This is a genomic window from Streptomyces sp. NPDC048278 (genome assembly GCF_040652195.1).
Classification (GTDB): domain Bacteria; phylum Actinomycetota; class Actinomycetes; order Streptomycetales; family Streptomycetaceae; genus Streptomyces.
This window is the reverse complement of the sequence record NZ_JBEZLP010000011.1, coordinates 159,027-181,685: the sequence shown is the minus strand read 5'-3', so window position 1 is coordinate 181,685 and position 22,659 is coordinate 159,027. Positions and strand designations below refer to the sequence as shown.

The 22,659-nt window shown below is 72.4% G+C and carries 20 protein-coding genes; 7 read left to right on the top strand and 13 right to left on the bottom strand.

From position 1 onward, the window contains the following. Nucleotides 1-116 precede the first annotated feature (116 nt). The gene (locus AB0D74_RS21050) at nucleotides 117-2,663 is read right to left on the bottom strand and encodes a polynucleotide kinase-phosphatase (protein WP_362588792.1); all 2,547 of its coding nucleotides are present in this window, start codon (nucleotides 2,661-2,663) and stop codon (nucleotides 117-119) included. Further along, a complete protein-coding gene (locus tag AB0D74_RS21045; protein ID WP_362588789.1) occupies nucleotides 2,660-4,168 on the bottom strand; it encodes a 3' terminal RNA ribose 2'-O-methyltransferase Hen1 in 1,509 nt (502 codons plus the stop codon). The genes AB0D74_RS21050 and AB0D74_RS21045 overlap by 4 nt, the downstream gene beginning before the upstream one ends. Nucleotides 4,169-4,282: 114 nt before the next feature. Between AB0D74_RS21045 and AB0D74_RS21040 the strand changes: the two genes are divergently transcribed. Then, nucleotides 4,283-5,032 carry a TetR family transcriptional regulator gene (locus AB0D74_RS21040; protein ID WP_362589077.1) on the top strand — a complete coding sequence of 250 codons (750 nt, stop codon included), beginning with the start codon at nucleotides 4,283-4,285 and terminating at the stop codon, nucleotides 5,030-5,032. Next, nucleotides 5,029-6,357 (top strand): FAD-binding oxidoreductase, encoded by a 1,329-nt coding sequence (locus tag AB0D74_RS21035; protein WP_362588786.1) that lies wholly within the window; start codon nucleotides 5,029-5,031, stop codon nucleotides 6,355-6,357. Before AB0D74_RS21040 ends, AB0D74_RS21035 begins: the two co-directional genes overlap by 4 nt. Before the next feature lie 51 nt (nucleotides 6,358-6,408). Here the strand turns inward: AB0D74_RS21035 and AB0D74_RS21030 are convergent, their stop codons facing one another. Next, nucleotides 6,409-7,080 carry an NAD(P)H-dependent oxidoreductase gene (locus AB0D74_RS21030; RefSeq protein WP_362588783.1) on the bottom strand — a complete coding sequence of 224 codons (672 nt, stop codon included), beginning with the start codon at nucleotides 7,078-7,080 and terminating at the stop codon, nucleotides 6,409-6,411. A gap of 119 nt (nucleotides 7,081-7,199) precedes the next feature. Between AB0D74_RS21030 and AB0D74_RS21025 the strand changes: the two genes are divergently transcribed. Continuing rightward, complete coding sequence (locus AB0D74_RS21025) at nucleotides 7,200-8,177, top strand: LysR family transcriptional regulator (protein WP_362588780.1); 978 nt, start codon at nucleotides 7,200-7,202, stop codon at nucleotides 8,175-8,177. On the opposite strand, the gene pheA is transcribed toward AB0D74_RS21025, so the two are convergent. The 5 genes from pheA to AB0D74_RS21000 form a co-directional block, all read right to left on the bottom strand. Then, nucleotides 8,147-9,001 (bottom strand): prephenate dehydratase, encoded by an 855-nt coding sequence (pheA, locus tag AB0D74_RS21020; RefSeq protein ID WP_362588777.1) that lies wholly within the window; start codon nucleotides 8,999-9,001, stop codon nucleotides 8,147-8,149. The two genes, AB0D74_RS21025 and pheA, sit on opposite strands and share 31 nt — an antisense overlap. Nucleotides 9,002-9,019: 18 nt before the next feature. Continuing rightward, nucleotides 9,020-9,475 carry a nuclear transport factor 2 family protein gene (locus AB0D74_RS21015; RefSeq protein WP_362588774.1) on the bottom strand — a complete coding sequence of 152 codons (456 nt, stop codon included), beginning with the start codon at nucleotides 9,473-9,475 and terminating at the stop codon, nucleotides 9,020-9,022. 27 nt (nucleotides 9,476-9,502) lie between these two features. Further along, the gene (locus AB0D74_RS21010) at nucleotides 9,503-10,426 is read right to left on the bottom strand and encodes an NAD(P)-dependent oxidoreductase (protein WP_362588771.1); all 924 of its coding nucleotides are present in this window, start codon (nucleotides 10,424-10,426) and stop codon (nucleotides 9,503-9,505) included. Nucleotides 10,427-10,443: 17 nt separating this feature from the next. Next, on the bottom strand, nucleotides 10,444-13,200 hold the full coding sequence (locus AB0D74_RS21005; RefSeq protein ID WP_362588768.1) for a non-ribosomal peptide synthetase: 2,757 nt from the start codon (nucleotides 13,198-13,200) through the stop codon (nucleotides 10,444-10,446). A gap of 708 nt (nucleotides 13,201-13,908) precedes the next feature. After that, on the bottom strand, nucleotides 13,909-14,832 hold the full coding sequence (locus AB0D74_RS21000) for an LLM class F420-dependent oxidoreductase (protein ID WP_362588766.1): 924 nt from the start codon (nucleotides 14,830-14,832) through the stop codon (nucleotides 13,909-13,911). A 244-nt stretch (nucleotides 14,833-15,076) separates the two neighbouring features. Between AB0D74_RS21000 and AB0D74_RS20995 the strand changes: the two genes are divergently transcribed. Both AB0D74_RS20995 and AB0D74_RS20990 read left to right on the top strand, forming a co-directional pair. Next, nucleotides 15,077-15,274, top strand: a complete 198-nt coding sequence (locus AB0D74_RS20995) for a hypothetical protein (RefSeq protein WP_362588763.1) — start codon at nucleotides 15,077-15,079, stop codon at nucleotides 15,272-15,274. 320 nt (nucleotides 15,275-15,594) lie between these two features. Next, a complete protein-coding gene (locus AB0D74_RS20990; protein WP_362588760.1) occupies nucleotides 15,595-16,263 on the top strand; it encodes a Type 1 glutamine amidotransferase-like domain-containing protein in 669 nt (222 codons plus the stop codon). Between the two features lie 57 nt (nucleotides 16,264-16,320). On the opposite strand, the gene AB0D74_RS20985 is transcribed toward AB0D74_RS20990, so the two are convergent. The 4 genes from AB0D74_RS20985 to AB0D74_RS20970 all read right to left on the bottom strand — a co-directional run bounded on the left by AB0D74_RS20985 (nucleotide 16,321) and on the right by AB0D74_RS20970 (nucleotide 19,428). Beyond that, complete coding sequence (locus AB0D74_RS20985; RefSeq protein WP_362588757.1) at nucleotides 16,321-16,779, bottom strand: DUF6099 family protein; 459 nt, start codon at nucleotides 16,777-16,779, stop codon at nucleotides 16,321-16,323. Between the two features lie 195 nt (nucleotides 16,780-16,974). After that, complete coding sequence (locus tag AB0D74_RS20980) at nucleotides 16,975-17,304, bottom strand: nucleotide pyrophosphohydrolase (RefSeq protein ID WP_362588754.1); 330 nt, start codon at nucleotides 17,302-17,304, stop codon at nucleotides 16,975-16,977. Beyond that, nucleotides 17,301-18,605 (bottom strand): ATP-binding protein, encoded by a 1,305-nt coding sequence (locus AB0D74_RS20975; protein WP_362589074.1) that lies wholly within the window; start codon nucleotides 18,603-18,605, stop codon nucleotides 17,301-17,303. The genes AB0D74_RS20980 and AB0D74_RS20975 overlap by 4 nt, the downstream gene beginning before the upstream one ends. Nucleotides 18,606-19,038: 433 nt before the next feature. Next, a complete protein-coding gene (locus tag AB0D74_RS20970; protein ID WP_362588751.1) occupies nucleotides 19,039-19,428 on the bottom strand; it encodes a cell division protein SepF in 390 nt (129 codons plus the stop codon). A gap of 292 nt (nucleotides 19,429-19,720) precedes the next feature. On the opposite strand from AB0D74_RS20970, the gene AB0D74_RS20965 reads away from it, so the two are divergent. After that, nucleotides 19,721-21,418: a hypothetical protein gene (locus AB0D74_RS20965; RefSeq protein ID WP_362588749.1), complete on the top strand. Its 1,698-nt coding sequence runs from the start codon at nucleotides 19,721-19,723 to the stop codon at nucleotides 21,416-21,418. A 102-nt stretch (nucleotides 21,419-21,520) separates the two neighbouring features. On the opposite strand, the gene AB0D74_RS20960 is transcribed toward AB0D74_RS20965, so the two are convergent. Beyond that, the gene (locus AB0D74_RS20960; protein WP_362588746.1) at nucleotides 21,521-22,033 is read right to left on the bottom strand and encodes a YceI family protein; all 513 of its coding nucleotides are present in this window, start codon (nucleotides 22,031-22,033) and stop codon (nucleotides 21,521-21,523) included. Between the two features lie 100 nt (nucleotides 22,034-22,133). Here AB0D74_RS20960 and AB0D74_RS20955 point away from each other — a divergent pair, with 100 nt between their 5' ends. Next, entirely contained in the window at nucleotides 22,134-22,631 is a 498-nt protein-coding gene (locus AB0D74_RS20955) for a MarR family transcriptional regulator (RefSeq protein WP_362588743.1), read from the top strand. Nucleotides 22,632-22,659 lie beyond the last annotated feature (28 nt).

Genomic DNA, 22,659 nt, shown 5'->3' with positions numbered 1-22,659 from the left:
GCAACCACCGGTTAACCAGGGACGAATGAGATCGGAAGCGCAGCGTTCGGCCAGGATCGTCACAGAGAAAACAACCCTGACCGGAATTGATCGCTACGACACCCAAGAGTGACTGTTCACAGCCGTGGGTCCACCGGCTCCGACTCCAGGGCCAGGATTCCGAAGACCGCCTCGTGTACGCGCCACAGTGGCTCGCCGTCGGCGAGGCGGTCCAGGGCTTCCAGGCCGAGGGCGTACTCGCGGACGGCGAGGGAGCGCTTGTGGTTGAGGAAGCGGCCCCGCAGGCGGGTGAGGTTGTCGGGGCGGGTGTACTCGGGGCCGTAGATGATCCGGAGGTACTCCCGGCCCCGGCACTTGATGCCGGGCTGGACGAGTCGGCCCTGTGGGTCGCGGACCAGCGCGTCGGCCGGTTTGACGACCATGCCCTCGCCGCCCCGGCCGGTCATCTCCAGCCACCAGTCGACGCCTGCCTGCACCGACTCCGGGGCGCCGGTGTCGACGTACAGGCGGCGGGTGGTCTGGAGCAGGCCGGTGGCGTCGTGCTCGACCAGCCGGTCCAGGAGGGCGAGCTGCTCGTCGTGCGGGAGCGCGGCGAGGCTGCGGCCCTGGACGGCGAGGATCTGGAAGGGGGCGAGGCGCACCCCGTCCAGGCCCTCGGTGGTCCAGCAGTAGCGACGGTAGGCGTCGGTGAACGCGGCTGCGTCGGCGGCGCGTTCGCGCTGCCGGGTCAGCAGGTCGGTCACCTGCACGTTCCGGGCCGCGGCGCGCTCCAGGGCGGCCAGCGCGCCCGGGAACACCGCGCCGGAGGCGGCGCCGACGGCCGCGTACTGGGTGCGCAGCAGGCCGGAGGCCTTGAGCGACCAGGGCAGCAGCTCGGCGTCCAGCAGGAGCCAGTCGGTGGCGAGTTCGTCCCAGAGGCCGACCGCGTCGACGGAGGCGCGGATCCGGCCGAGGATCTCCTCGGTCACCGACTCGTCGGAGAAGAACGGGCGTCCGGTGCGGGTGTAGAGGGAGCCGGTCGGGCCGGGGGCGACGCCGAAGCGCTTGTGGGCGACCTCCGCGTCCCGGCACACCAGCGCCACCGCCCGCGAGCCCATGTGCTTCTCCTCGCACACCACCCGGGCGACCCCGTCCGCGGCGTACTGGGCGAAGGCCTCCGCCGGGTGCTCCAAGTAGCCCTCGACGTGACTGGTGGCGGTGGGTGCCATCGTCGGCGGGAGGTACGGCAGCAGGCGCGGGTCGATCGCGAAGCGGCTCATCACCTCCAAGGCCGCCGCCGCGTTCTCCTCGCGGACCGCGATCCGGCCCTGGTGCCGGGTCTCGACGACCCGGCGCCCGTGGACGTCCGCCAGGTCCAGCGGGCGTCCGTCCTGGCCGCCGGGCGCCTCGGTGAGCAGCGGGCGGGACGGCTCGTACCAGACCCGCTCGGCGGGTACGTCGACCAGCTCCCGCTCCGGCCAGCGCAGCGCGGTGAGCTTGCCGCCGAAGACGGCGCCGGTGTCCAGGCAGATGGTGTTGTTGAGCCAGGTGGCCTCCGGGACCGGGGTGTGGCCGTAGACGACGGCGGCCCGGCCCCGGTAGTCCTCGGCCCACGGGTAGCGCACCGGCAGGCCGAACTCGTCGGTCTCGCCGGTGGTGTCGCCGTACAGGGCGTGCGAGCGGACCCGGCCGGAGGTGCGGCCGTGGTACTTCTCGGGCAGCCCGGCGTGGCAGACGACCAGCTTTCCGCCGTCGAGGACGTAGTGGCTGACCAGTCCGTCGATGAACTCCCGTACCTGTGCCGTGAACTCCTCGCTCTCGCCGTCCATCTGCTCGATGGTCTCGGCGAGTCCGTGGGTGTGCTGGACCTTGCGGCCCTTGAGGTAGCGGCCGTACTTGTTCTCGTGGTTGCCGGGCACGCACAGGGCGTTGCCCGAGCCGACCATCGACATCACCCGGCGCAGCACGCCGGGGCTGTCCGGGCCGCGGTCGACGAGGTCGCCGACGAAGACGGCCGTACGGCCCTCCGGGTGGACGCCGTCCCGGTACCCCAACTCGGCGAGCAGGGACTCCAGTTCGCTCGCGCAGCCGTGGATGTCGCCGACGATGTCGAAGGGGCCGGTGAGGTGGGTCAGGTCGTTGAACCGCTTCTCGGTGACGACGGTCGCCGACTCGATCTCCTCGACGCCGCGCAGGATGTGCACCTTGCGAAAGCCCTCGCGCTCCAGGTGCCGGACGGAGCGGCGGAGTTCGCGGATGTGGCGCTGGATGACCCGGCGGGGCATGTCGGCCCGGTCGGTGCGGGTCGCGTTGCGTGCGGCGCACACCTCCTCGGGCACGTCGAGGACGACGGCGATGGGCAGCACGTCGTACTGCCTGGCCAGGTCGATCAGCTGGCGCCGGGACTCCTGCTGCACGCTGGTCGCGTCGACGACCGTGCGGCGGCCGGCGGCGAGGCGCTTGCCGGCGATGTAGTGCAGGACGTCGAAGGCGTCCTTGGTCGCGCTCTGGTCGTTCTCGTCGTCGGAGACCAGACCGCGGCAGAAGTCGGAGGAGATGACCTCGGTCGGCTTGAAGTGGCGCCGGGCGAAGGTGGACTTGCCGGAGCCGGAGGCGCCGACGAGGACGACCAGGGAGAGGTCGGTGACGGGGAGGACCCGTCCGGTGCGCGGTGTCTCGGTCATGCCGTCTTCGCCTCCTTCACGACGCGCACGGCGGCTGTGCGCGTTTCGGCTGTGCTTGTTTCGGCTGTGCTTATGTCGAAAACGGCCATCTGGGTGGGTGGGCCGACCTCGGGGTCGTCCGGGCCGACGGGGGTGAACTCGACGTCGTAGCCGTGGAGTTCGGCGACCCGGTGGGCCCAGGCGCGGAACTCCTCGCGGGTCCACTCGAAGCGGTGGTCGCCGTGCCGGGTGTGGCCGGCGGGGAGGGTCTCCCAGCGGACGTTGTACTCGACGTTCGGGGTGGTGACGAGGACCGTGCGCGGGCGGGCGGCGCCGAACACGGCGTACTCCAGGGCGGGCAGCCGCGGCAGGTCGAGGTGTTCGATCACCTCGCTGAGCACGGCCGCGTCGTACCCCTTGAGCCGCTTGTCGGTGTAGGCGAGCGAGCCCTGGAGGAGGCTGACGCGGGCGGCCTGCCGCTCCCCCATGCGGTCCAGCTTGAGCCGCCGGGAGGCGATGGTGAGCGCCCGCATCGACACGTCGACGCCGACGATCTCGGTGAACGCCGGATCCTTCAGCAGCGCCTGCACCAACTGGCCCTGCCCGCAGCCGAGGTCGAGGACCCGGGCGGCACCGGAGCGCCTGAGCGCGTCGAGGATCGCGTCCCGGCGCTGCACGGCGAGCGGGGCCGGCTTCTCCTCGGTCTCCGTCTCCTCCTCGACCGCGTTGTCGATCTCCTCGACCTCGCTGTCGTCGGACTCGGCGAGCCGCACCAGCTCCAGCCGCTCCATCGCCTGCCGGGTCAGCGACCAACGGCGGGACAGGTAACGGCTGGTGATGAGCTTCTGCTCGGGGTGACCGGGCAGCCAGCCCTCGCCGGCGCGCAGCAGCTTGTCGACCTCCTCGGAGGAGACCCAGTAGTGCTTGGCGTCGTCGAGGACGGGCAGCAGGACGTAGAGGTGGCGCAGCGCCTCGGAGAGGGTCAGCGCCTCGGACTCCAGGACCAGGCCGACGTACCGCGACTCGCCCCACTCCGGGAACTCGGCGTCCAGCGCGACCGGTTCGGCGGTCACCGTCCAGCCGAGCGGCTCGAACAGGTGCCGTACGAGGTCGGGGCCGCCGCGGGCGGGCAGCGCGGGCACCTCCACGCGCAACGGCCGTGCCTGCGCCGGGGCTTCGGGGCGGGCCTTGCAGACGCCGCGCATCGCGCTGGAGAAGACGTTGCCGATCGCCACGGCGAGCAGCGAGGAGGCCGCGTACGGGCGGTCATTGACGTACTGCGCGAGCGCCGCGCCGGGGGCTCCGTCGCGTCCCTTGCCCTTGCCGCGCCGGACCAGCGCCACCGCGTCCACTTCCAGGAGCAGCGCCGCCGTGCAGCGCCCGGCATCCGCCTCTGGGTAGAAGACGTGCGCGATGCCGTGCGAGGTCGTGAAGGTCTGGGCGTTGTCGGGGTGCTTGTGCAGCAGGAACCCGAGGTCGGTGGCCGGGGAGGCGGCGGTGCCGCTCATGGAGATCGTCAGGAACACACGTCCGAGTCTTCCTGGTCCGGCTCCACCGTGACCACTGGTTTTGCCCGGGCCCCGACCCGGGCCCCGACCCGGGCCGCACTAATGACCAGCTGTACATTAAGGTCGGTGACCATGACGTCCAGCGACGGGCCGCCCGCCAGGAAGCGGGTGCGGGCACCGCAGGCACATCGGGAGGCGATCCTCGGTGCGGCCCGCGCCGCGTTCGCCGAGCGGGGCTACGCGCGGGCCACCATCCGGGAGATCGCCGGCCGCGCCGGAGTCACCCACGGCCTGGTGATGCGGCACTTCGGCTCCAAGGAGCGGCTGTTCCTTGCCGCCGTGCCCGGCACCCGTGACCTGCCGGAACTGGTGCCCGGCCCGCCCGGGACCCTGCCGGACCGGATCGCGCGGGCCTTCGTCGAGCGGATGGAGCACGCCGACAGCGGCGATCCGTTCCTCGCCCTGATCCGCAGCGCCGCCTCCGACGAGGGCGCGGCGACCGCCCTGTACACGGCGATGCGGCAGAGCAGCACGGAGGCCTACCGCACGGTGCTGACCGGGCCCGATGCCGACGAGCGCATCGACCTGCTGGGCGCGCACCTGATCGGGATCGCCTTCAGCCGGTACGTGCTGTGCAGCGGGCCGGTGGCGGAGATGGACCCGGAGCGGCTGACGCGCTACCTGGCACGGACGCTGCGCTGCGCGCTGGAGCCGCTCGACGAGCCCGAGGCGGAAACGGAAACCCGACGTGGAGCCGGACGCGGAACCAAAGCCGGAACCGGAACCAAAGCCGGAACCGGACGCGAAGCCGGAGCCGGAGGAGGCACCGGACGCGGGGCCGAGAGTGAAGACGAACGCGGAGAAGGGAACTCCCTGTCATGACGTCCACGTTGCCGCCGGTGCCGCCGTCCCTCGCCGGCCGGATCGTCGGGCCGGACGACGCGCGGTACGAGCGGTTACGGCACGGCTACGTGCACCGCGGTGCGCCCGCCGCCGTGCTGCTGCCCGAGGACGCCGCACAGACCGCCGAGGCGCTGGCGTACGCGCGCTCGCTGGGCTCGGCCGTCTCGGTGCGCAGCGGCGGCCACGGCATCAGCGGTCGCTCCACCAACGACGGCGGTGCCGTCGTCGACCTGTCCCGCCTCGACGAGGTGCGGGTGCTGGACCGGGCCCGGCGCCGGATACGGGTGGGGGCGGGCGCCCGTTGGGGACGGGTGGCGCAGGCGCTCGCTCCGCACGGGCTGGCCGTCAGCTCCGGGGACACCGGCGACGTGGGGGTGGGCGGGCTGGTCACGGCGGGCGGCATGGGCTGGCTGGCCCGGCTGCACGGGCTGACCGTCGACCATGTGACGGCGGTCGAACTCGTCCTGGCCGACGGCGCCCTCGTACGGGCGGACGCCGAGCGGGAGCCCGACCTGTTCTGGGCGGTACGCGGGGCCGGCGGGAACTTCGGCGCCGTCACCGCCGTGGAACTGCGGGCACACGAGACCGGTGACGTGGTCTTCGCCAACCTGGTCTTCGACGCGGGGAACGCGGCGGAGGCGGCGGCGCTGATCGAGGCGTGGGGTGCGGTGCTGGAGACGGCACCGCGCGAGCTGACCAGTTTCCTGACGTTCATGCCGGGCGGGCCGGGCCGGTCGCACGTCGCCCATGTCGCCGCCGTGTACGCGGGCAACGCGGAGCACGGCGCCGCCGAGCGGACGCTGACCCCGTTGCTCGGCGTCGGCCCGCTGGTCCGGCAGCGGGCGGTGCTCGCGCCGTACCCGGCGCTGGTGCCGGTGAGCGGCGTCGCGCACCACGCGCAGCAGCCGCTCGGCGCCACCCGCTCCGGCCTGCTCGACCACCTCACCGCCGACGCCGCCCGGGCGGTCGCGGAGGCACTGGAGTCGGGGCAGGTTCTGATGCAGCAGTTCCGCTCGGTGGGCGGGGCGGTCAACGACATGGATCCCGCGGCCACCGCCTACGCCCACCGCACCCAGAACTTCTCGCTGATGTCCGCCACCGTCCCCGAACGGGAGAGCGGACTCGACGCGCACTGGGCGCGGCTCGCCCCGCACCTGAACGGCCTGTACCTGAGCTTCGACACCCGCCGTGGCCCGCGGGTGCTGGCGGAGGCGTTCCCCGGACCGGTGCTGCCCCGGCTGCGTGCCCTCAAGGAGCGGTACGACCCGGAGAACGTCTTCGACCGCAACTTCCCGCTGAAGTGACGGGGAGGGACGGGGGACGGGGCGGGACGCGGGGACGCGGGGACGCGGGGTTCAGGAGGCGCCGTGGGTGCGCGCGCCGTCCAGCGCCTTCTCGTACGACGCCGCGGCCAGCTCCTGGAACTGGGCGAGCCGGGGCACGTGCGCCGACTTGGTCAGTTCGGCGTGCAGGAAGGTGAGGTCGGTGGCCAGGCCGACCATGCCCAGGGCCGCCCTCAGGTACGGCTCCTGGTGGTCGAAGTCCTGGCGCGGTGTGCCGGGGCCGTAGGCGCCACCGCGCGCCGAGGCCACCACGACCCGCTTGCCGGACAGCGGGCCCTCGCCGGTGGCCGGGTCGGCGATGAGCGGGGCGATCAGCACCCGGTCGAACCACGCCTTGAAGGTCGACGGCACCGAGAAGTTGTACATCGGCACGCCGAGCAGAATGGTGTCGGCGGCCAGGAGTTCCTCGACCAGCGGCCAGGTGACCGCCCAACTGGCCTGTTCCTCGGGCGTGGTGGCCGCGTCACGGGCCGCGGTGAGGTCACGTACGCCCTCCTTCTCCAGGCGGTGCATCACCTCGATCTGCGCGTTGTCGACGTGCGGCACCGGGCCGACGGCCAGGTCGCGGTAGATGTAGCTGCCCTCGGGGTTGGCCTTGCGCCAGGCCTCGGCGAACTCTCCCGAGAGCCGGCGGGAGACCGAGCCCACGCGCGGGCTGGAGTCAAGGTGGAGCAGTGTGGGCATGGCGGAAAACCCCTGTCTGATCAGGTTGTTCAGGTCGGTCCGTGATCCATTGAAGGTCGGCGCGGCCGGGTTGTCCCGTAATCTGGCGTGACCGTTCTTAACCGGAAGCGTTAGCGAGGATGACGGTGCTGGACGTACGGAAACTGGTTCTGCTGCGCGAGGTCGGTGCCCGGGGGTCCATCGCCGCGGCGGCGCAGGCCCTGAACTACACCCGTTCCGCGGTCTCCCAGCAGCTCTCCGCACTGGAGTCGGAGACCGGCACCGCGCTCCTCGACCGGGGCAGCAAGCGGGCCGAACTCACCCCGGCCGGACGGCTGCTGGTCGCGCACACGGACCGGATCGTGAGCCAACTGGAGACGGCCGAGGCCCAGTTGCTGGCCACGGACGGCGAGGTCGCCGGTGAGCTGCGGGTGGGCGTCCCGCTGCACGAGGGGCCCGCGCTGCTGGTGCCGGCCCTGAACCGGTTGCGTGAGGACCACCCGCGGCTGCGCATCACCCTGCACGGGGTGGCCCCGGACGAGGGGCGGCAGACGGTCCGGCTCGGCCGCCTCGACGCGGTCCTCGCCACCGGCTACCCGCGGGTGCCGGAACCCCGGGTGCCCGGGCTGTACGAGGAGGAGGTGCTCCGCGACCGCGTCCGGCTGATCACCGCTCCCGGGCATCCGCTGGCCCGGGCCGAACGCCCTTGCCCGCTGGAGGAGTTCGCCGGGGAGCCATGGTTGCTCGACCGGACCTCGCATCTCGGCCGGCTCGCCCTGCACGCCTGCGCCGGGGCCGGTTTCGTGCCGGACATCGTCTCCGACATCGGGGACATGCAGGCCGTGTTCGGGCTGGTCTCGCTGGGCTGGGGCGTGGCGCTGGTGCCCGACCTGGTGCCGAGCCGGCCGGGTCTGCCGGTCGGCCGGATCACCCCGGCCGGGCCCGAACTGATGCGCAGGGTCACCCTCGTGGTGCGTGCGGGGGCCGTGCACAGCCCCCAGGTGGCGGCACTGCTGCCGGCCGTACGGGAGGCAGCCGCCGACCTGACCCGGCGTCAGGAGGCGTCGGACCAGGCAGACCAGGCGGGCTACGCGGACCAGGCGGACCAGCGGGGGTAGCTGCCGAGGAAACGGACCTCCACAGCCAGGGCCTCGACGTCCGCCATCGCCAGCCGCAGCCGTCTGCTGTCGATGTGCGCGTCGACGTCCAGGAACACGTGGTAGCGGCCGAGGCCCTCGCCGGTGGGCCAGGACTGGATCCAGGACAGGTCGACCGCACGGGCCCGGAACGCCTGGAGGACGTCGGGCAGCAGCACCGGTCCGCCCGTGCCGAGGGACAGCAGCAGCGAGGTGCGTTCCCGCGCCGTGCGGGCCGGGTGGTGCCAGCGGGGCGCGACCGACACGAACCGGGTGACCGCGCCCGCGGCCCGGCCGAGGCCGGTGGCGAGGATCCGCAGCCCGTACAACTCGGCGGCGGCCGGGGCGGCGACGGCGGCCCGGCCCGGGGTACCGGCCGCGGCGACCTCCTGCGCTGCCGCCGCGGTGGACGCGGCCGTCCGGGTGCGGGCGCCGGGCAGGCGGGCGCGCAGCCAGTCCTCGCACTGACCGAGCGCGTGCGGATGACTGACCACCTCGGTGACGTCCGCCGGGCCGGTGCCCGCGGGGGCCATCAGCGCGAACCGGACGGGCACCTCGACCTCGGCGTTGATGTGCATGTCCGCCGCGGCGAGCTGGTCCATGGTGGCGGGGACGACCCCGCGCACCGAGTTCTCCAGCGGCACCACGGCCGCCTCCACCTCCCCGCGCCGGGCCGCCTCCAGGGCGGCCGGCACGGTGGGGAACGGGTGGTGCGGGCCCCGGCGGGCCGCGGGGACCACCGACAGCAGCCGGCGCACGGCGGTCTGGGTGAAGGTCCCCTCGGGGCCGAGATAGGCGTAGGTCATCGCGGGCCGCCGGCTCTCTCAGCTCTCGATGACGCGGTGGAAGGCGACGGTGTCGAAGATGTCCTCCATCCGCACCGCACGCCCGTCGCGCAGCACCCAGGAGTGCACGAACGGCAGTGTCTCGGTGTGGCCGGAGCGGGAGACGACGTCCCGGTGGCCGAAGACGACCACCCGGTTCCCCTCCCGGACGAACTCCTCGGGGTGCAGCCGCATCCCGCCCAGCACGGTCGGCACGTGGGCGAGGAACTCCTTGACCCCGGCGTGCCCGTGCTTGGTGCCGCCGAGGCCGTACCGCGCCATGCCGTCGGGGTGCACCCACTCGATGTCCGGGTCGAAGGCGTCGAGCAGCGCGCCCACGTCCCGGGCGGCGAAGGCCGCGTAGGCGGCGTGGACCGGGGCCAGCGGATCGGCGGGGTTCGCTGTGCGCTTCTCGGCGGGCTTCTCGGCGGGGTTCGCTGTGGCGTTCTCGGTCATGTCCTTCTCAGCCCTTCTCGGTCCTGCTCAGTGCTTGAGGTGCTCGGGGTACAGCGCGGCCACGGTCCGGCGGATGCCCTCGCGCCAGGGCACCCGGCACGGGCCGGTGATGGAGCGGCGCAGGGTGGGGTCGAACTGGTAGGTCTCCCGGGTGACCTCGCTCGGTACGAGGTTCGCCGTGACCCCGGTGAGTTCCTCCAGGTACCGGACGCAGTCGGTGATGCCGACCGGCTCGTCGCCGCCCCAGTTGGTGAGGGTCACCGGCACGCTGGCCGCGTTCCACAGGTGCGGGACCTGCTCGACGAGGTCGTCGGTGTACAGCAGGGAGCACCAGTTCTGGCCCTCGACGGGCACCGGGATGGGCTCGCCGGCGAGCATCCGCTTGAGGTAGAGCATCGGGACACCGCCGTAACCGCCGGGCCCGTAGGCGATGTTGAGGCGGGCGACGACGGTGGGCAGGCCGAGGGTGCGGGCGAAGGCGCGGACGGTGCCCTCGGCGGCGATCTTGACCACGGGGTAGGCGGGCAGCCAGTCGGCCCTGCCGTCGAGCGGGTCGGTCTCGGTGTACTTGTGGTCCAGGGTCTGCCGGGCGTAGAGGGCCCCCGTCGACACGTAGAGGAAGGCCTCCGCGGTACGGCAGTGGGTCATCAGGCGCCCGGCGGCGACCGAGTTGACCTCGACGGCCGCGTTGAAGTCGCCGTCCTCGCCGCGGCGCACCGCCGAGTGGAAGACGTGGGTGAAGTCCTCGGGCAGGCCCTTGAGGGAGCCGTCGCCGGTGTCGTCCATGTCCCAGCGGAAGGTGCGGATGCCGTGCCGGGTCAGGTCGTCCTCGGCGCCGGGGGTGCCGAACCGGCCGAGTGCCCAGACCTCGTTGTCCTGGGCCAGGGCCTTGGCCACCGGTCCGGCGACTTGTCCGGTGGCGCCGGTGACCAGGATCTTCTTGCCGTTCACTGATGCTCTCCCCGTGTTCAGGCGTCGCCGAGGGCGCGGTCGAGTTCCTTGCGGAGGATGGACTGGAAGGTGGCCACGTGCTGCGGGCCCATCAGGGTGTAGTGCTCGCCGGGCACGTCGAGGTAGCGGTTGTCCCCGGTCGTGTGCTCGTCCCAGCGGCGCAGTTCGTTGTTGAGCCAGTCCTCCTTGGTGCCGCGCAGGGGGACGGCGTAGAAGACGCTCATCGAGCGGACTTTGCCGCCGGGCGCGTAGCTGCGGCCCAGGTTGGTGAGGCCGTCGGCCAGCTCGGCCCAGGCCCGGAACTTCTCGAAGGTCAGGTCGAGTTCGGCGAGCCGGCCCTCGGGCGCGTGGTCGACGAAGTACGCCAGTTGCTCGTCCCGGGCCAGATGGCGCAGTTCCGCCGGAAGTTCGAGGGACTGCTTCTTGTCGATCAGTTCCAGGAAGAAGGCGAGGTTGGCGGCGGTCTCGACGAAGTCCAGTTCTTCCATGCGGTACTTGATGTGCGGGGGCAGGTTGAAGCTGCCGACGAAGTCGACGCGTTCGCCCTGGTCCTGGAGGACCTTGGCGATCTCGAAGGCGACGGCACCGCCGTACGAGTAGCCGGCGACGGCGTAGGGGCCGTGCGGCTGCCGGGCGCGGATGGCCTTCACGTAGGTGTCGACCATCTCGGCGAAGCTCTCGAAGGGGGTCTCGCCGGGGTTGAAGCCGCGGGCGCGCAGGGCGTAGAACGGCCGGTCGCCGACGAAGTACTTGGCGAGGTTCACGAAGACGAGGACCTCGCCGACGCCGGGGTGGACGCAGAACAGCGGGGTCTTGTCGCCGCTGACCTGCATGGGCACGATCGGGTCGTACTCCTGCTCGCCGGACTCGGTGCCGTCCAGGTGGGCGGCGAGGGCGCGGACGGTCGGGGCCCGGAGCACGGTGATGATCTGCAGGTCGGTGGCGCCCAGGCGCTGGGCGACCAGGGCGCGCAGCCGCAGGATGTCCAGCGAGGTGCCGCCGAGGTCGAAGAAGTTGGCGGTGGCGCTCATCTTCGACGGGTCGGTGTCGAACATCTCGGCGTAGATGCCGGCGAGCGCCGTCTCGGTGTCGCCCTCGGGTGCGTGGTAGCCGCCGAGCCTGCGCAGCACCAGGTCGTCGACGGCGTCCCGGATCCCGTCGTAGGCGCCCGACTCCAGGCGCCTGCGCATCAGCGAGCGCTGGATCTTGCCGAGGCTTGTCTTGGGGAAGGCGTCCGCGGGCAGCGGCAGGATGAGGGCGGGCCGGAAGCCCCAGTGCATGACGACACTGCTGCGGACGGCGGACAGCACCCGGTACAGGGCGAGTTCGTCGTCGGCGGCGCACTCCGGGTGGAAGGCGATCACCAGTTGCTCGGTGTCGCTGCCGGGGGCGCGGGTCGGGAAGGCGGCGACGTAGGAGCGGGCCACGTCGTCGAGGCCTTCGAGGACCGACTCGATGTCGTGGCTGAAGTAGTTGACCCCGTTGACGATGATGCTGTCCTTGCTGCGTCCGACGAGGGTGAGCCGGCCCTCGTCGAGGCGGCCGAGGTCGCCGCTGCGGAACCAGCCGTCGGGGGTGAAGGCGTCCCGGGTTGCCTGTTCGTCGTTGTGGTAACCGGCGGTGATCATCGGGCCGTTGAGCTGGAGTTCGCCCACCTCGCCGGCCGGCAGTTCGTGATGGTCCTCCTCGTCGGCGATCCGGATCCGCAGCCCCTCGACGGGCCGGCCCAGGTTGGCGAACTCCTGGCCCTGGTCGGCGGCCGGGAACTCGACGGAGTAGATGCTGCCGGCGCAGGTCTCGGACATGCCGAAGGCGGGCCAGAGGGCGTCGGGGCCCAGGCCGTGACCGGCGAAGCGGCTGAGGAAGGTCTCGCCGGTGGTGCGGACGACGGCCTCGCCGCCGCTGATGATGTGCCGCAGCCGGGACAGGTCCAGGCCCTGGCCGTCCTCCTCGGCGAGCAGGTCGGCCTGCGCGTTGATCAGCCCCAGCAGGAAGTTGGGGGTGAAGGTCATGGTGACGCCGAATCCGGATATCAGCCGCAGGAAGCCGAGCGGGTCCTGGAGGACGACGGGTGCCTCGACGTGCAACTGGGTGCTGCCCGTGGACAGCGGCAGCATGTGGCACTCCAGCAGGGCGGCCACATGGTCGAAGGAGACCCAGTTGAGGGTGGTGTCGGCGGCGGTCAGCCGGTGGTAGCCGTTCTTGCCGGCCATGGAGGCGAGCAGGTTGCCGTGCGAGAGCATCACGGCCTTGGAATTGCCGGTGGAGCCGGAGGTCAGCACCAGCACGGCGGTGTCCTTCGGGTCCGCCTGGTGGAAGTGCTCGGCGGGCTCCGCGTACAGCTCCTCCAGAGCGACCACCGACAGGCCCTCGGTGCGCGGGAGTTCGGCGGCGAGGGTCTCACTGGTGACGACCAGCGGGTGGTCGAGGAGGGCGTCGACATGGGCGAGCTGGGCGGCCCAGCGTTCCGGGTCGCCGCCGAGCGCGGCCATCGGGCAGGGTACGAAGCCGCCCAACTGGCAGGCCCAGAAGGCGGCGAGGAACTCCTTCGGCCGCTCCAGCAGCAGGACGGCCTTGTCCCCGGCGGCGAGCCCGCGCCCGCGCAGGCCGCCGAGCACGGAGCGGGCCGCGTCGAGGAGTTCGGGGTAGCTCTGGAAGGGCGCGTCGGGGTCGGTGGCGGTCCGGGGGTAGCGCAGTCCGGATGCGGCGTGGTTCCGGGCGGCGTCGCGCAGCAGGTCCACGATGGTGCGGGTGGTGGATGCGGCTGTGGTCATGGCGGTGCCTCTCTTCCTGTCGCGTCGAGGGCCGGGCTGTGGTGGCCGTGGACGGGTGACGGCCGGCGCTCGGGCCACGGGTGGCGGCCGTCGCGCCGCGACGGTGGGGCGGATCGGATGGCGTACGGCATGCCGGGCAGGGCTGCACGGCACGCCGTTCAGCCGGGGAAACCGGGCAGGTCAGCCGGAGAAACCGGGCAGGCCGACCGGAGAAACCCGACGGGTCAACAAGGAAAACCGGGCGGCTCAGCCAGGGAAGCCGGGCGGAGAGAACTCCGGGAAACCACACCGGAAGCACGCATGCCCGGACTCAGCGACCGCTGCGGGGCATCAGGAAGGAACGCCGGAGCAGAAATCGAGCGTTCCGCAACACCGATAGAGCAAGTGCCTGTACATCGTCCCCCACCGACCAGGTCAGTACCGAGAGCCACGGCGCCGGGGCCCTGAATACCCGCCGAGAATAGAAACCGGCGCACCCGATTGTCAAAGGGCCCAGGAAAGCGGCGGGTAAAAAATGGTAGGCGCAGGAAAGCGCGACACCGGCGACTTGCTCCGGAATTCCACCTTCGACCCTCGGCATAACGGCCCGGAAGGCGAGGAACGGGGCGGGTGCAATTTTTTCTTACACCCGGCGTCAGAAATCACGACGCCCGCGGAAACAACCGCCCCCGGCCCTTTCGGGTCGGGGGCGGCGGCGCGCGGTGCGGGTCAGGAGAGCTGCGACTGGACCTGGGCGGAGATCAGCTCCAGGTGGTCCAGGTCGGAGAGGTCGAGGATCTGGAGGTAGAAGCGGCGGGAGCCGACCTCGGCGTAGCGGCCGATCTTCTCGACGACCTCGGCGGGCGTGCCGGCCAGCCCGTTCTCCTTCAGCTCGCCGACCTCGCGGCCGATCGCGGCGGCGCGGCGCGCGACCTCCTGGTCGTCCTTGCCGACACAGACCACGAGGGCGTTGGAGTACGTCAGCTCGTCCGCCCCGCGCCCTGCCGCCTCGGCGGCGGCCCGCACCCGGCCGAACTGCCGCTCGCTGTCCTCGACCGAGGCGAACGGCATGTTGAACTCGTCGGCGTACCGGGCGGCCAGGTTCGGGGTACGGGTGGCGCCGTGGCCGCCGATCAGGACCGGGATCCGCGGCTGGGCCGGCTTGGGCAGCGCGGGCGAGTCGCTCAGCTCGTAGTAGGTGCCGGAGTAGCCGAAGCTCTCGCCCGGCTTGGTCTCCCAGAGCCCGGTGACGATCGCCAGCTGCTCCTCCAGGCGGCCGAACTTCTCCTTCGGGAAGGGGATGCCGTACGCCTTGTGCTCCTCCTCGAACCAGCCCGCGCCGAGGCCGAGTTCGACCCGGCCACCGGACATCTGGTCGACCTGGGCGACCTGGATGGCGAGCACGCCGGGCAGCCGGAAGGTGGCCGCGGTCATCAGGGTGCCGAGGCGGATCCGCTCGGTCTCGCGGGCGAGTCCGGCGAGGGTGATCCAGGCGTCGGTGGGGCCGGGCAGGCCGTCCACGTCGCCCATCTTCAGATAGTGGTCGGAGCGGAAGAAGGCGTCGAATCCGAGGTCTTCGGTGGCCTTGGCGACGGTGAGGAGGGTGTCGTAGCTCGCGCCCTGCTGGGGCTCGGTGAAGATACGAAGGTCCATACACCCATCCTGCACGGCCCCCGCTCCGTCAGGCGCATCGGCACCGCCCGTCGCGGGCGTCCGCCTTCGGGTGAATGTCGTCGACGGCGGGGCCGCCGGGCGGCGCGGGCCAGTGACCGGCCTGTGCGGTGATCGTTGGGTGGGGGGAGCCGGGCCGTCCGGCACCCGCGCCGGACGGTCGCCGTCGCCGCGCGTCGTTCGTGGCCCGCCGCCGACGGCGGGCCGGGGGGCCGAGGAGGCCGTCGTGACCGAAGAGTCCGTTCCACAGCAGGGTGGCCCCTCGTCCGGCCGGCCGAAGGGGCTGCTCCAGCAGATGGAGGAGCTCATGGCGGCGTTGAACGCGGAGCTGTCCAGTCTCCAGGAAGAGGCGGGTATTCCCGCCTTGGATTCCCAGGAGCACGTCCGCGGCTCGGCACCCGACCTGGGCTGCGCGGGCGGGTGATCCGGCGCCCCGTGCACCGCCGCGAGCCGAGCAGCTGGGGCAAGGGCGACGCGCAGCATCCGACGGCTCGCCGCATTCGGCGGCTCGCCGCATTCGGCGGCTCGCGGCATCCAACGGCTCGCCGCATCCGCCGCGGGCATCATGCCCGCCGGTGTGCCGGGATGCCGACGGGACAGGGCTCGACGCGTTCGACCCCGCGTTCACCGAAGCGCTGGTGGCCCAGGACCGGCCGGAGCGCACTCGGGCCGGCCCTCTCGGGAGTCGTCGACGTCGCGGGTCCGTGCGTTGCGTGAGTCCGCCAGGCATGGTTCGCTCGCCCGATGGAACTTCTGCTGACGTCGAGTGGGCTGCGCAACGAGACCCTGCGGGATGCTCTGCGGGACATGCTGGGAAAGCCGTTCGGGTCGGCAAACGTCGTGTACGTCCCCACGGCGTCCGTGGCCGAGTCCGGAGACCATGGGTGGCTCCTCTCGGACATGAACCGGCTGCACGGCCTCCGCTGGCGGGAGTTCGACATCCTGGAACTGAACGGCCTGCCCCGGCGGCTGGTCCTCGACCGGCTGCTGCGGGCCGACGTCGTCTATGTCGGGGGCGGCAATCACTACCACCTCGCGCGCAGCATCACCGGCAACGGCCTGGCCGACGGCTTCCTCGAAGCGCTGGCGGACCGGGTCTACGTGGGGATGAGCGCCGGATCGATGATCTTCAGCCGGAATCTCACCGAACACTCCGCCGACGTCATCGGGGACACCGCAGACCTCCATGTTCTCGACGCGACGACCGTGAAGCCGCCCTTCGGCCTCTTCGACTGGTATCTGAAGCCCCACCTGTACTCGCCGGACTTCCCGGAGCGCGACGACGCCTGGGCCGATGACATCACCGCGCGAGCGGACTTCCCGGTCTACTTCATCGACGACGACACAGCCGTTCGCGTCAGTGACGACAAGGTGGACGTCGTCACGGAGGGCCGGTGGCGGTTCCAAGCGTGATCCGCCCCGGGACGGGCGTGCGGCACGGCTTCCGGCCCGGAGAGCCGCCTCCCGGGGCTAGCCGTCCCGGACCTCCTCCCGGGCCGCCAGCTTGCGGAGCATCTCCAGGACCCGGTCCCGGGACTCGTCGGCCGCGTCGATGGCCTCCATGCACTGCCAGTACGTCGCCTCGTCGGCCGCGGCGCTGGCCATGCCGACCAGGGCGATGCCGGCCTCGGCGAGAAGACCGCCGAGGCTCAGCAGAGTCAGGCGGGCGTCGTCCAGTTCGGTGAGCTGGGCGGCGCGCAGGGTGCCGGGGTCCAGGTCGGGGGTGCCCAGCACTCCGCAGCCCCGGCCCGCCAGCTCGGTCAGGCCGAGGGCCTCGCCGCGCAGTTCGGGCGGACCGGAGACGGCCAGCCGGCTGCCGATCGCCTGGGCCAGGGCCTGGGCCTGCCACACCTCGGTCATCATCTCCGGAACGCCCGCGCCGTGCGCCAGCGCCTGTCTGCTCGCCACGATGAGCCGCATCGCGTCCATCCGTCGCCCCGTCCCCGTCGGTCCGAACTGCCTTGCCGCACTCAGTAGTTCACTACCCAGAGTGAGGGTTCCTGAGACGTGGAGCCAGGGGAAGACGGAAATCTGTGGACAACAATTCGGATTCGGGCGGGGTGATGGCTACTGAGCGTTAAACCGGAGTGTCATGCTCCTCGCCGACGCCCTCCCTACGACCCGTCAGAGGGGCGGGAACCGCTTCTCGTTGCGGTCGATCTTCGCGGCCAGCGCGGCCAGCGGGTCGACGTCCAGGACGTCACAGAGCTGGAGGAGATAGGCGAGGACGTCGGCGACCTCGTCCGCGACCCGGTGCGCGGTACCGGGGTCGGCCATCACCCGGGACGACTCCTCCGGGGTCAACCACTGGAAGATCTCGACCAGTTCGGAGGCCTCCACGCTGAGGGCGGAGGCCAGGTTCTTGGGGTTGTGGTACTGCCGCCAGTCGCGGGCGGCGGCGAACTCGGCCAGCCGGCGCTGGAGTCCCGCCACGTCGAGGGGTTCGTCGGTCACGCCTCCAGGTGTACCACCGTGATCGCCCCGGCTCCCTCGGCCCAGGACGCGTCGCTCACCGCGCCGACCAGCCGGATGTGGCCACGCTCGCCCATCAGGAGGGCCGTACGCAGGAGTTGGGCGCGCTGGCCCGGGTCGAGGGCGCGGTCGAAGCCGTCGGCGAGGACGGTGAGGCCGCGCATGGCGTCGGGCACCTCGCCGGGGGCGTCGACCGCGAGGACGCCGGGGCCGGTGAAGAGGACCAGGGCGAGGGCGAGGTAGCGCAGTTCGCCGTCGCCGAGCCGCTCCAGTTCCGTGCGCCGTCCGTCACCGCGGTCGAGGAGGGCCCGTACCGTGCCGTCACCGAGCGGTTCGGCGAGCAGGTCGACGACGGGGCCCGCGCAGCCGGAGCGCACCGCGTCGACGAGCAGGCCGTGCCGACGGCCGCATTCGGCGCGGGTGCGCCACAGGACGTCGGCCAGGTTGTCGCAGCCGCGCAGCAGCCGGCCGGAGCCGGTGCGGACCGGGGCGCGCATGCGGTCGGGCCGCGGGTCGCAGGGGAACACCGACCGCAGGGCGACGACCATCTGCTCGGCGGCGGCGAGGACCTGCCGCTGTCCGTCCGTCTTCCCGGCGACGCGCAGCGGCAGCAGGGCGGTGCCGAGGAGGTCGTCGGGGAGCGGCGCGCGGGTCACCGGCGCGGCGCCCGCGGTGTGCCAGGCGGCCTGCACGGCGGGGCGGCTCGGGTCGCGCAGCGCGGTCTCCAGGAGCACGAGGCCGCCCGCGGTCAGCCGTTCGCCGACGACGCGCAGTTCGGGTTCGGCCTGGACGGCGAGGTCGAGCCGCACCGGTCCCTCGGCGCCGTCGGCCGTACAGCCGATGCGGAACCCCCGGCGCCGCTGCGCGTCGGGCCGGGCCTGCTCCGGCACCAGCGCGGCCGGGTCGGGAAACACCTCCGCGAGCGCGGCCCCGCCCCCGAGCCGGGCGAGCGCCTCGTAGGCCGCGAGCACCGTGCTCTTCCCGCTCCCGCTGGGCCCGGTGAACAGGGTGACCTGCCCGACCGGAAAGGTCGCGCCACGGTGCCGGGCGAAGGCGGAGAGCCGCAGCTCGGTGACGCGGGGACGCGGGTCACGTCGGAGGGCGGGGGCGAGGTCGGGCGCCGGGCCGGAAGCAGGCGCCCGACGGGAACCGGGTGCGGCGGCCGGAGACGCTCCCCGGCTGCCCGAGCGGGCGCGCGGGACGGTCTCCGACGGCCCGGCGGGCGCGCCGGAGCGGACCGGGCGGGGCCGCTCGGGAACCGAACCGGCGGACCCCGTCGGCAAGTTCGGAGCGTTCGGCGGGCTCGGCGCGTCCGGCGGGCTCGGCGCGTCCGGCGGCCTCGGCGGGTTCGGCGCGTCCGGCGGGCTCGGAGCCACCGACGCCACCGCCATCGCCACCTCCGGCACCACCGACGCCGCGCCGTCGTCGGGCGGCGGTGTCAGCGGCTGCGACGACGGCGGGGCCGACGTGGCACCCGGAGCAGGGCGGGCGGACGGAGAGGACGAGGAAGGGCGGGACGCGGACGAGGCGGAGGGCACGGCCATATGCGGACCGTAGGCCGCCGGCCGACCGGCGAACCGTTCCGCCCGCGCGCCCTTCCTTCGATCGGGGGATGCCCGGCCGTGCCACGGATCACGGGACCTCGGGATCTCGGGACCTCAGGACCTCGGGATCCCGGGATCTCGGCCCGGTCCGGGCTCCCCGCCGTACCGGCCGTCAGTTCCCGGAGACCCCCGCGCCCTCCATCAGCCCGGCGACCTCCGTGCCGGGCGGGGTGAGGAGGAAGACGTTGCGGTCGACCCGGTGCATTCCGCTGGCCAGGCCGAAGACCACGCCCGTACTGAAGTCGAGGACGCGCTTGGCGACCTCCGTCTCGGCGCCGGTGAGGTCGAGCAGGACCGGTATCCCGGCCATCAGCGTCTCGGCGACGTCGCGGGCGTCGGCGAAGACGTTGACCCGCAGGACGACGAAACGGCGGCGCGTCTCGGTCTCCGCGTCCGGCAGCGCCCGGTGGCCCACCGCCGACGGCCAGGCGTCGCGGCCCCGCAGCGGCACCACCTGGGCGAGCCCCTCCCACTGTTCATCGGTGACGTCGTAACGGCTCACCGGCTCCCCCCGACCTGACTCGCACTCGATGCCTGCACCAGCCAATTCTTACGCCAAGTCACCCGTTCGGCCCAACAGCGACACGAGGCGCGAGCGTTTCCGGGTGGCCTTGCACCAAAGAAGGGATCTTGTCACTATTCAGGCGATTGACGCGCATTGGGGGCTTCTTACCGCCCTCACACCGGACTCTTCTCCTCCTGCGACGCCCCGCTCACCGCCCGCGATTACCGTCCGGTGCGTGCACTTGGCAGAAACACAACAGGTGACACCCGGCCGGCGGACACAGTCGGCGGTGTCCGCCGCTCCGGGCGACGCCGGAGCCCCCGCCCCCTGGCACCGGGTCCTGACCCTCCTCGCCGACATCGGTCTGTTCATCGGCACCCGGTCGGTGTGGACGCAGGCGGTGACCCACCACCAGGTCCTGGCGGCCCTGATCTCCCTCTGCTATATCTCGATCCTCATGACCGGCGTGCTGACGCTGACCGTCCGCAGCACCCGGTCGCTGGCCCGCCTCGACCTGGTGGTCCTGGTCACGGCGGTGGTGCTGGCACTGTGCACCTGGGTGCTGAACCACAACGGCGGCGACGAGGGCGTCCTCACCACCCAGGCGGCCCGGGAACTCCTCGCCGGCCACCCGGTGTACGGACAGCCCTGGCCCTGGCTGTTCGGCGGCAAGGGAGTCGCCCTCACGCCGACGATAGGCGGCAGCTACGACTACACCTACGGCTATCCCCCGCTGGCCCCGCTGCTGACCGTCCCGTTCCTGTGGCTCGGCCACCACGGCGCCCCCGCGACGGCGGCGTGCGCGGGTGCCCTGATCACCGGCACGGTCGTGCTGTGGCGGATGCTCCCGTTGCCGTGCCGCTCGGCGGCGACACTGTCCTGCCTGGGCTTCGGCTTCCTCTCCACGTACTCCCGGGTCGGCTACCCGGCGGTGATCGCCCTGGCGCTGCTGATGCCGGTGGCGGTGCGCTGGCCGCGGATCGGGCGGGGCGGGCGGCTGGGATGGGCCGGGATCGCGCGGGCCGCGTGCCTCGGGGCCGCGTGCGCCGCGCAGCAACTGCCGTGGTTCGTCACGCCGTTCCTGCTGGCCGGCATCTACGCGGTGCGGCGCGGGGAACTCGGCGGCCGGGCCGCCGCGCTGGTGGTCCTGCGGTTCGCCGGGGCGGCCGTCACGGTGTGGCTGCTGATCAACACGTACTTCATCGTGTCCGAGCCCGGCCGCTGGCTGGGCGGGATCGCGCTGCCGCTCACCCAGGGTGCCGTCGTGCACGGCCAGGGCCTGGTGGACATCACCCTCTACTTCACGAACGGCAGCGACCGCATCGACTGGTACTCGCACGCCAGCATGCTCCTCGCGGCGGCCCTGCTGGCCCTGTTCGTGCTCTTCGTGCGCCGGCTCGGGCCGGCCGCGACCGTGCTGCCGTGGCTCGCCTTCTTCCTGGCGACCCGCTCCCAGGACGGCTACTACCTGCTGATGACCCCGCTGTGGCTGGCCGCGGCGGTCACCGCCCCGCTGTCCGAGTTCGAGCACGCCTGGCAGCCGCGTCCGGCCCTGCTGACCGGCCCCCGCCGCCGCCCCGCCCTGGCCGGGACGGTCGCCCTGCTGCTCACCCCGGCGCTGGTGAGCGCGGCGCTCGCGGTGTCCGGCCGGCCGCCGTTGCGGATGGAGATCACCGCGCTGCGCCGGGCCGCGCACCAGGCCTCGGTGGTCAGGGCGATGACGCTGAAGGTGGTCAACACGGGGAGCGTCCCGCTCACCCCGCACTACACACTCACCACCGGCCAGGGCATGAGCAAGTACTGGCTGCTGGTGCGGGGTCCCGCGACGATCCCCGCGCACGGTACGGCGAGTGTCGAACTCAGGCCGTCGAACGGCAGGTTCGGCATCCCCGTCAAGCCGAGCACCCGGATCCGGCTGCGCGCCTTCACGGCGGATCCGCAGACACTGTCCAGCCAGGACGTCAGGCTCAGCCGGACGGTCCGCTGAACGTTCCGGTCGCCAGTCGGCTGCGGCGCCGTCGTGGCTGGTCGCGCAGTTCCTCCCCAAGCCTTCGGCCGGGGGGACCCCCAGCGCCCCTTACGGGGCGCTTCAGGCCGCCGTGCGGGTGAAGCGGAGGGTGGCGGTGACCGTGGTCGGGCCGCCCATCATGCCCATCTGGTTGAAGGTGATGCCGAACTCCTCGCGCACCACCTGGAACTCGACCTCCAGCGTGAGCGCGTCGTCGCTCGCCGAGACCAGCTTCGCGGTGGCCTTCTGCGGCCTGCTGATGCCCCGGACGGTCAGCTGACCGTCGACCTGCACCTCGTCACCGGTGTGCCGGGCGCTGCGCACCGCGAAGGTGATCTCCGGGTGGTTGTCGGCGTCGAAGAAGTCGGCCGAGCGCAGGTGGTCGTCGCGCTTCTTGTTCTTGGTGTCGAGCGAGGTCGCGTCGATCGACAGGGTGCCGCTGGCGGTGCCGTCGGCGGCCACCTCGCCCCGGCCGCCGACGCCCGCGAAGGTGCCCTTGACGGCGACCAGGCCCCAGAAGGTCTTGTGCCGGACGGCGACGGTGGAGGCGGTCGGGTCGAGCTGCCAGAGGCCGGTTTCCACGGTGACGGACATGGCCGTACTCCGATCCATTGATGGTTCAAATTTGGATGACTGCGATATGCCTGCACGTTAGCCCACTATCCAAATTTGGACAACAGGTAGACTCGATGCCATGGCCGCCGACCAGGAACACCCCGCAGAGCTGCCCCCATGTCCGTCCCAGGGGGGCGACGGGCTGCTCCCGGCCGAGCTGCGCGCCTGGATGTTGCTGCTGGCCGCGACCGGTGCGGTGGAGCAGCGGCTGCGGTCGGTCGTGAAGGAGACGCTGGACGTCTCGCACGACGAGTTCCTGATCCTGTGCCTGCTGGCCGAGCTGCCGCGCGAGGGTCTGCGGATGACCCGGATGGCCGAGCTCCTGGGCCGCCCCAAGACCCGCCTCACCTACCAGATCGCCTGCCTGCAGCACGCCGGCCTCGTCACCCGCAAGGCCGCCTGCGGCGACAAGCGGGGCATCGAGGTCGCCCTCACCGACAAGGCCCGCCGGCAGATCCAGGACGCCTCCGCCGCGCTCGCCGGGACGGTGGCGCAGGCGGTCGGCCACGTCATCGGTCCGGAGCAGCGCGAGGCGCTGTGCGCGCTGATCCCGGAGCTCGCCGACGACACGCCCTGACCGTACGAATCAGGCCACTTCACCCCCG

Coding starts and splice junctions, on each gene's coding strand:
- AB0D74_RS21050 (WP_362588792.1), bottom strand. CDS start 2,663: ATGACCGAGACACCGCGCACCGGACGGGTCCTCCCCGTCACCGACCTC.
- AB0D74_RS21025 (WP_362588780.1), top strand. CDS start 7,200: ATGACGGTGCTGGACGTACGGAAACTGGTTCTGCTGCGCGAGGTCGGT.
- AB0D74_RS20990 (WP_362588760.1), top strand. CDS start 15,595: ATGGAACTTCTGCTGACGTCGAGTGGGCTGCGCAACGAGACCCTGCGG.
- AB0D74_RS21000 (WP_362588766.1), bottom strand. CDS start 14,832: ATGGACCTTCGTATCTTCACCGAGCCCCAGCAGGGCGCGAGCTACGAC.
- AB0D74_RS20985 (WP_362588757.1), bottom strand. CDS start 16,779: ATGGACGCGATGCGGCTCATCGTGGCGAGCAGACAGGCGCTGGCGCAC.
- AB0D74_RS21005 (WP_362588768.1), bottom strand. CDS start 13,200: ATGACCACAGCCGCATCCACCACCCGCACCATCGTGGACCTGCTGCGC.
- AB0D74_RS20955 (WP_362588743.1), top strand. CDS start 22,134: ATGGCCGCCGACCAGGAACACCCCGCAGAGCTGCCCCCATGTCCGTCC.
- AB0D74_RS21040 (WP_362589077.1), top strand. CDS start 4,283: ATGACGTCCAGCGACGGGCCGCCCGCCAGGAAGCGGGTGCGGGCACCG.
- AB0D74_RS21015 (WP_362588774.1), bottom strand. CDS start 9,475: ATGACCGAGAACGCCACAGCGAACCCCGCCGAGAAGCCCGCCGAGAAG.
- AB0D74_RS21030 (WP_362588783.1), bottom strand. CDS start 7,080: ATGCCCACACTGCTCCACCTTGACTCCAGCCCGCGCGTGGGCTCGGTC.
- AB0D74_RS21035 (WP_362588786.1), top strand. CDS start 5,029: ATGACGTCCACGTTGCCGCCGGTGCCGCCGTCCCTCGCCGGCCGGATC.
- pheA (WP_362588777.1), bottom strand. CDS start 9,001: ATGACCTACGCCTATCTCGGCCCCGAGGGGACCTTCACCCAGACCGCC.
- AB0D74_RS20960 (WP_362588746.1), bottom strand. CDS start 22,033: ATGTCCGTCACCGTGGAAACCGGCCTCTGGCAGCTCGACCCGACCGCC.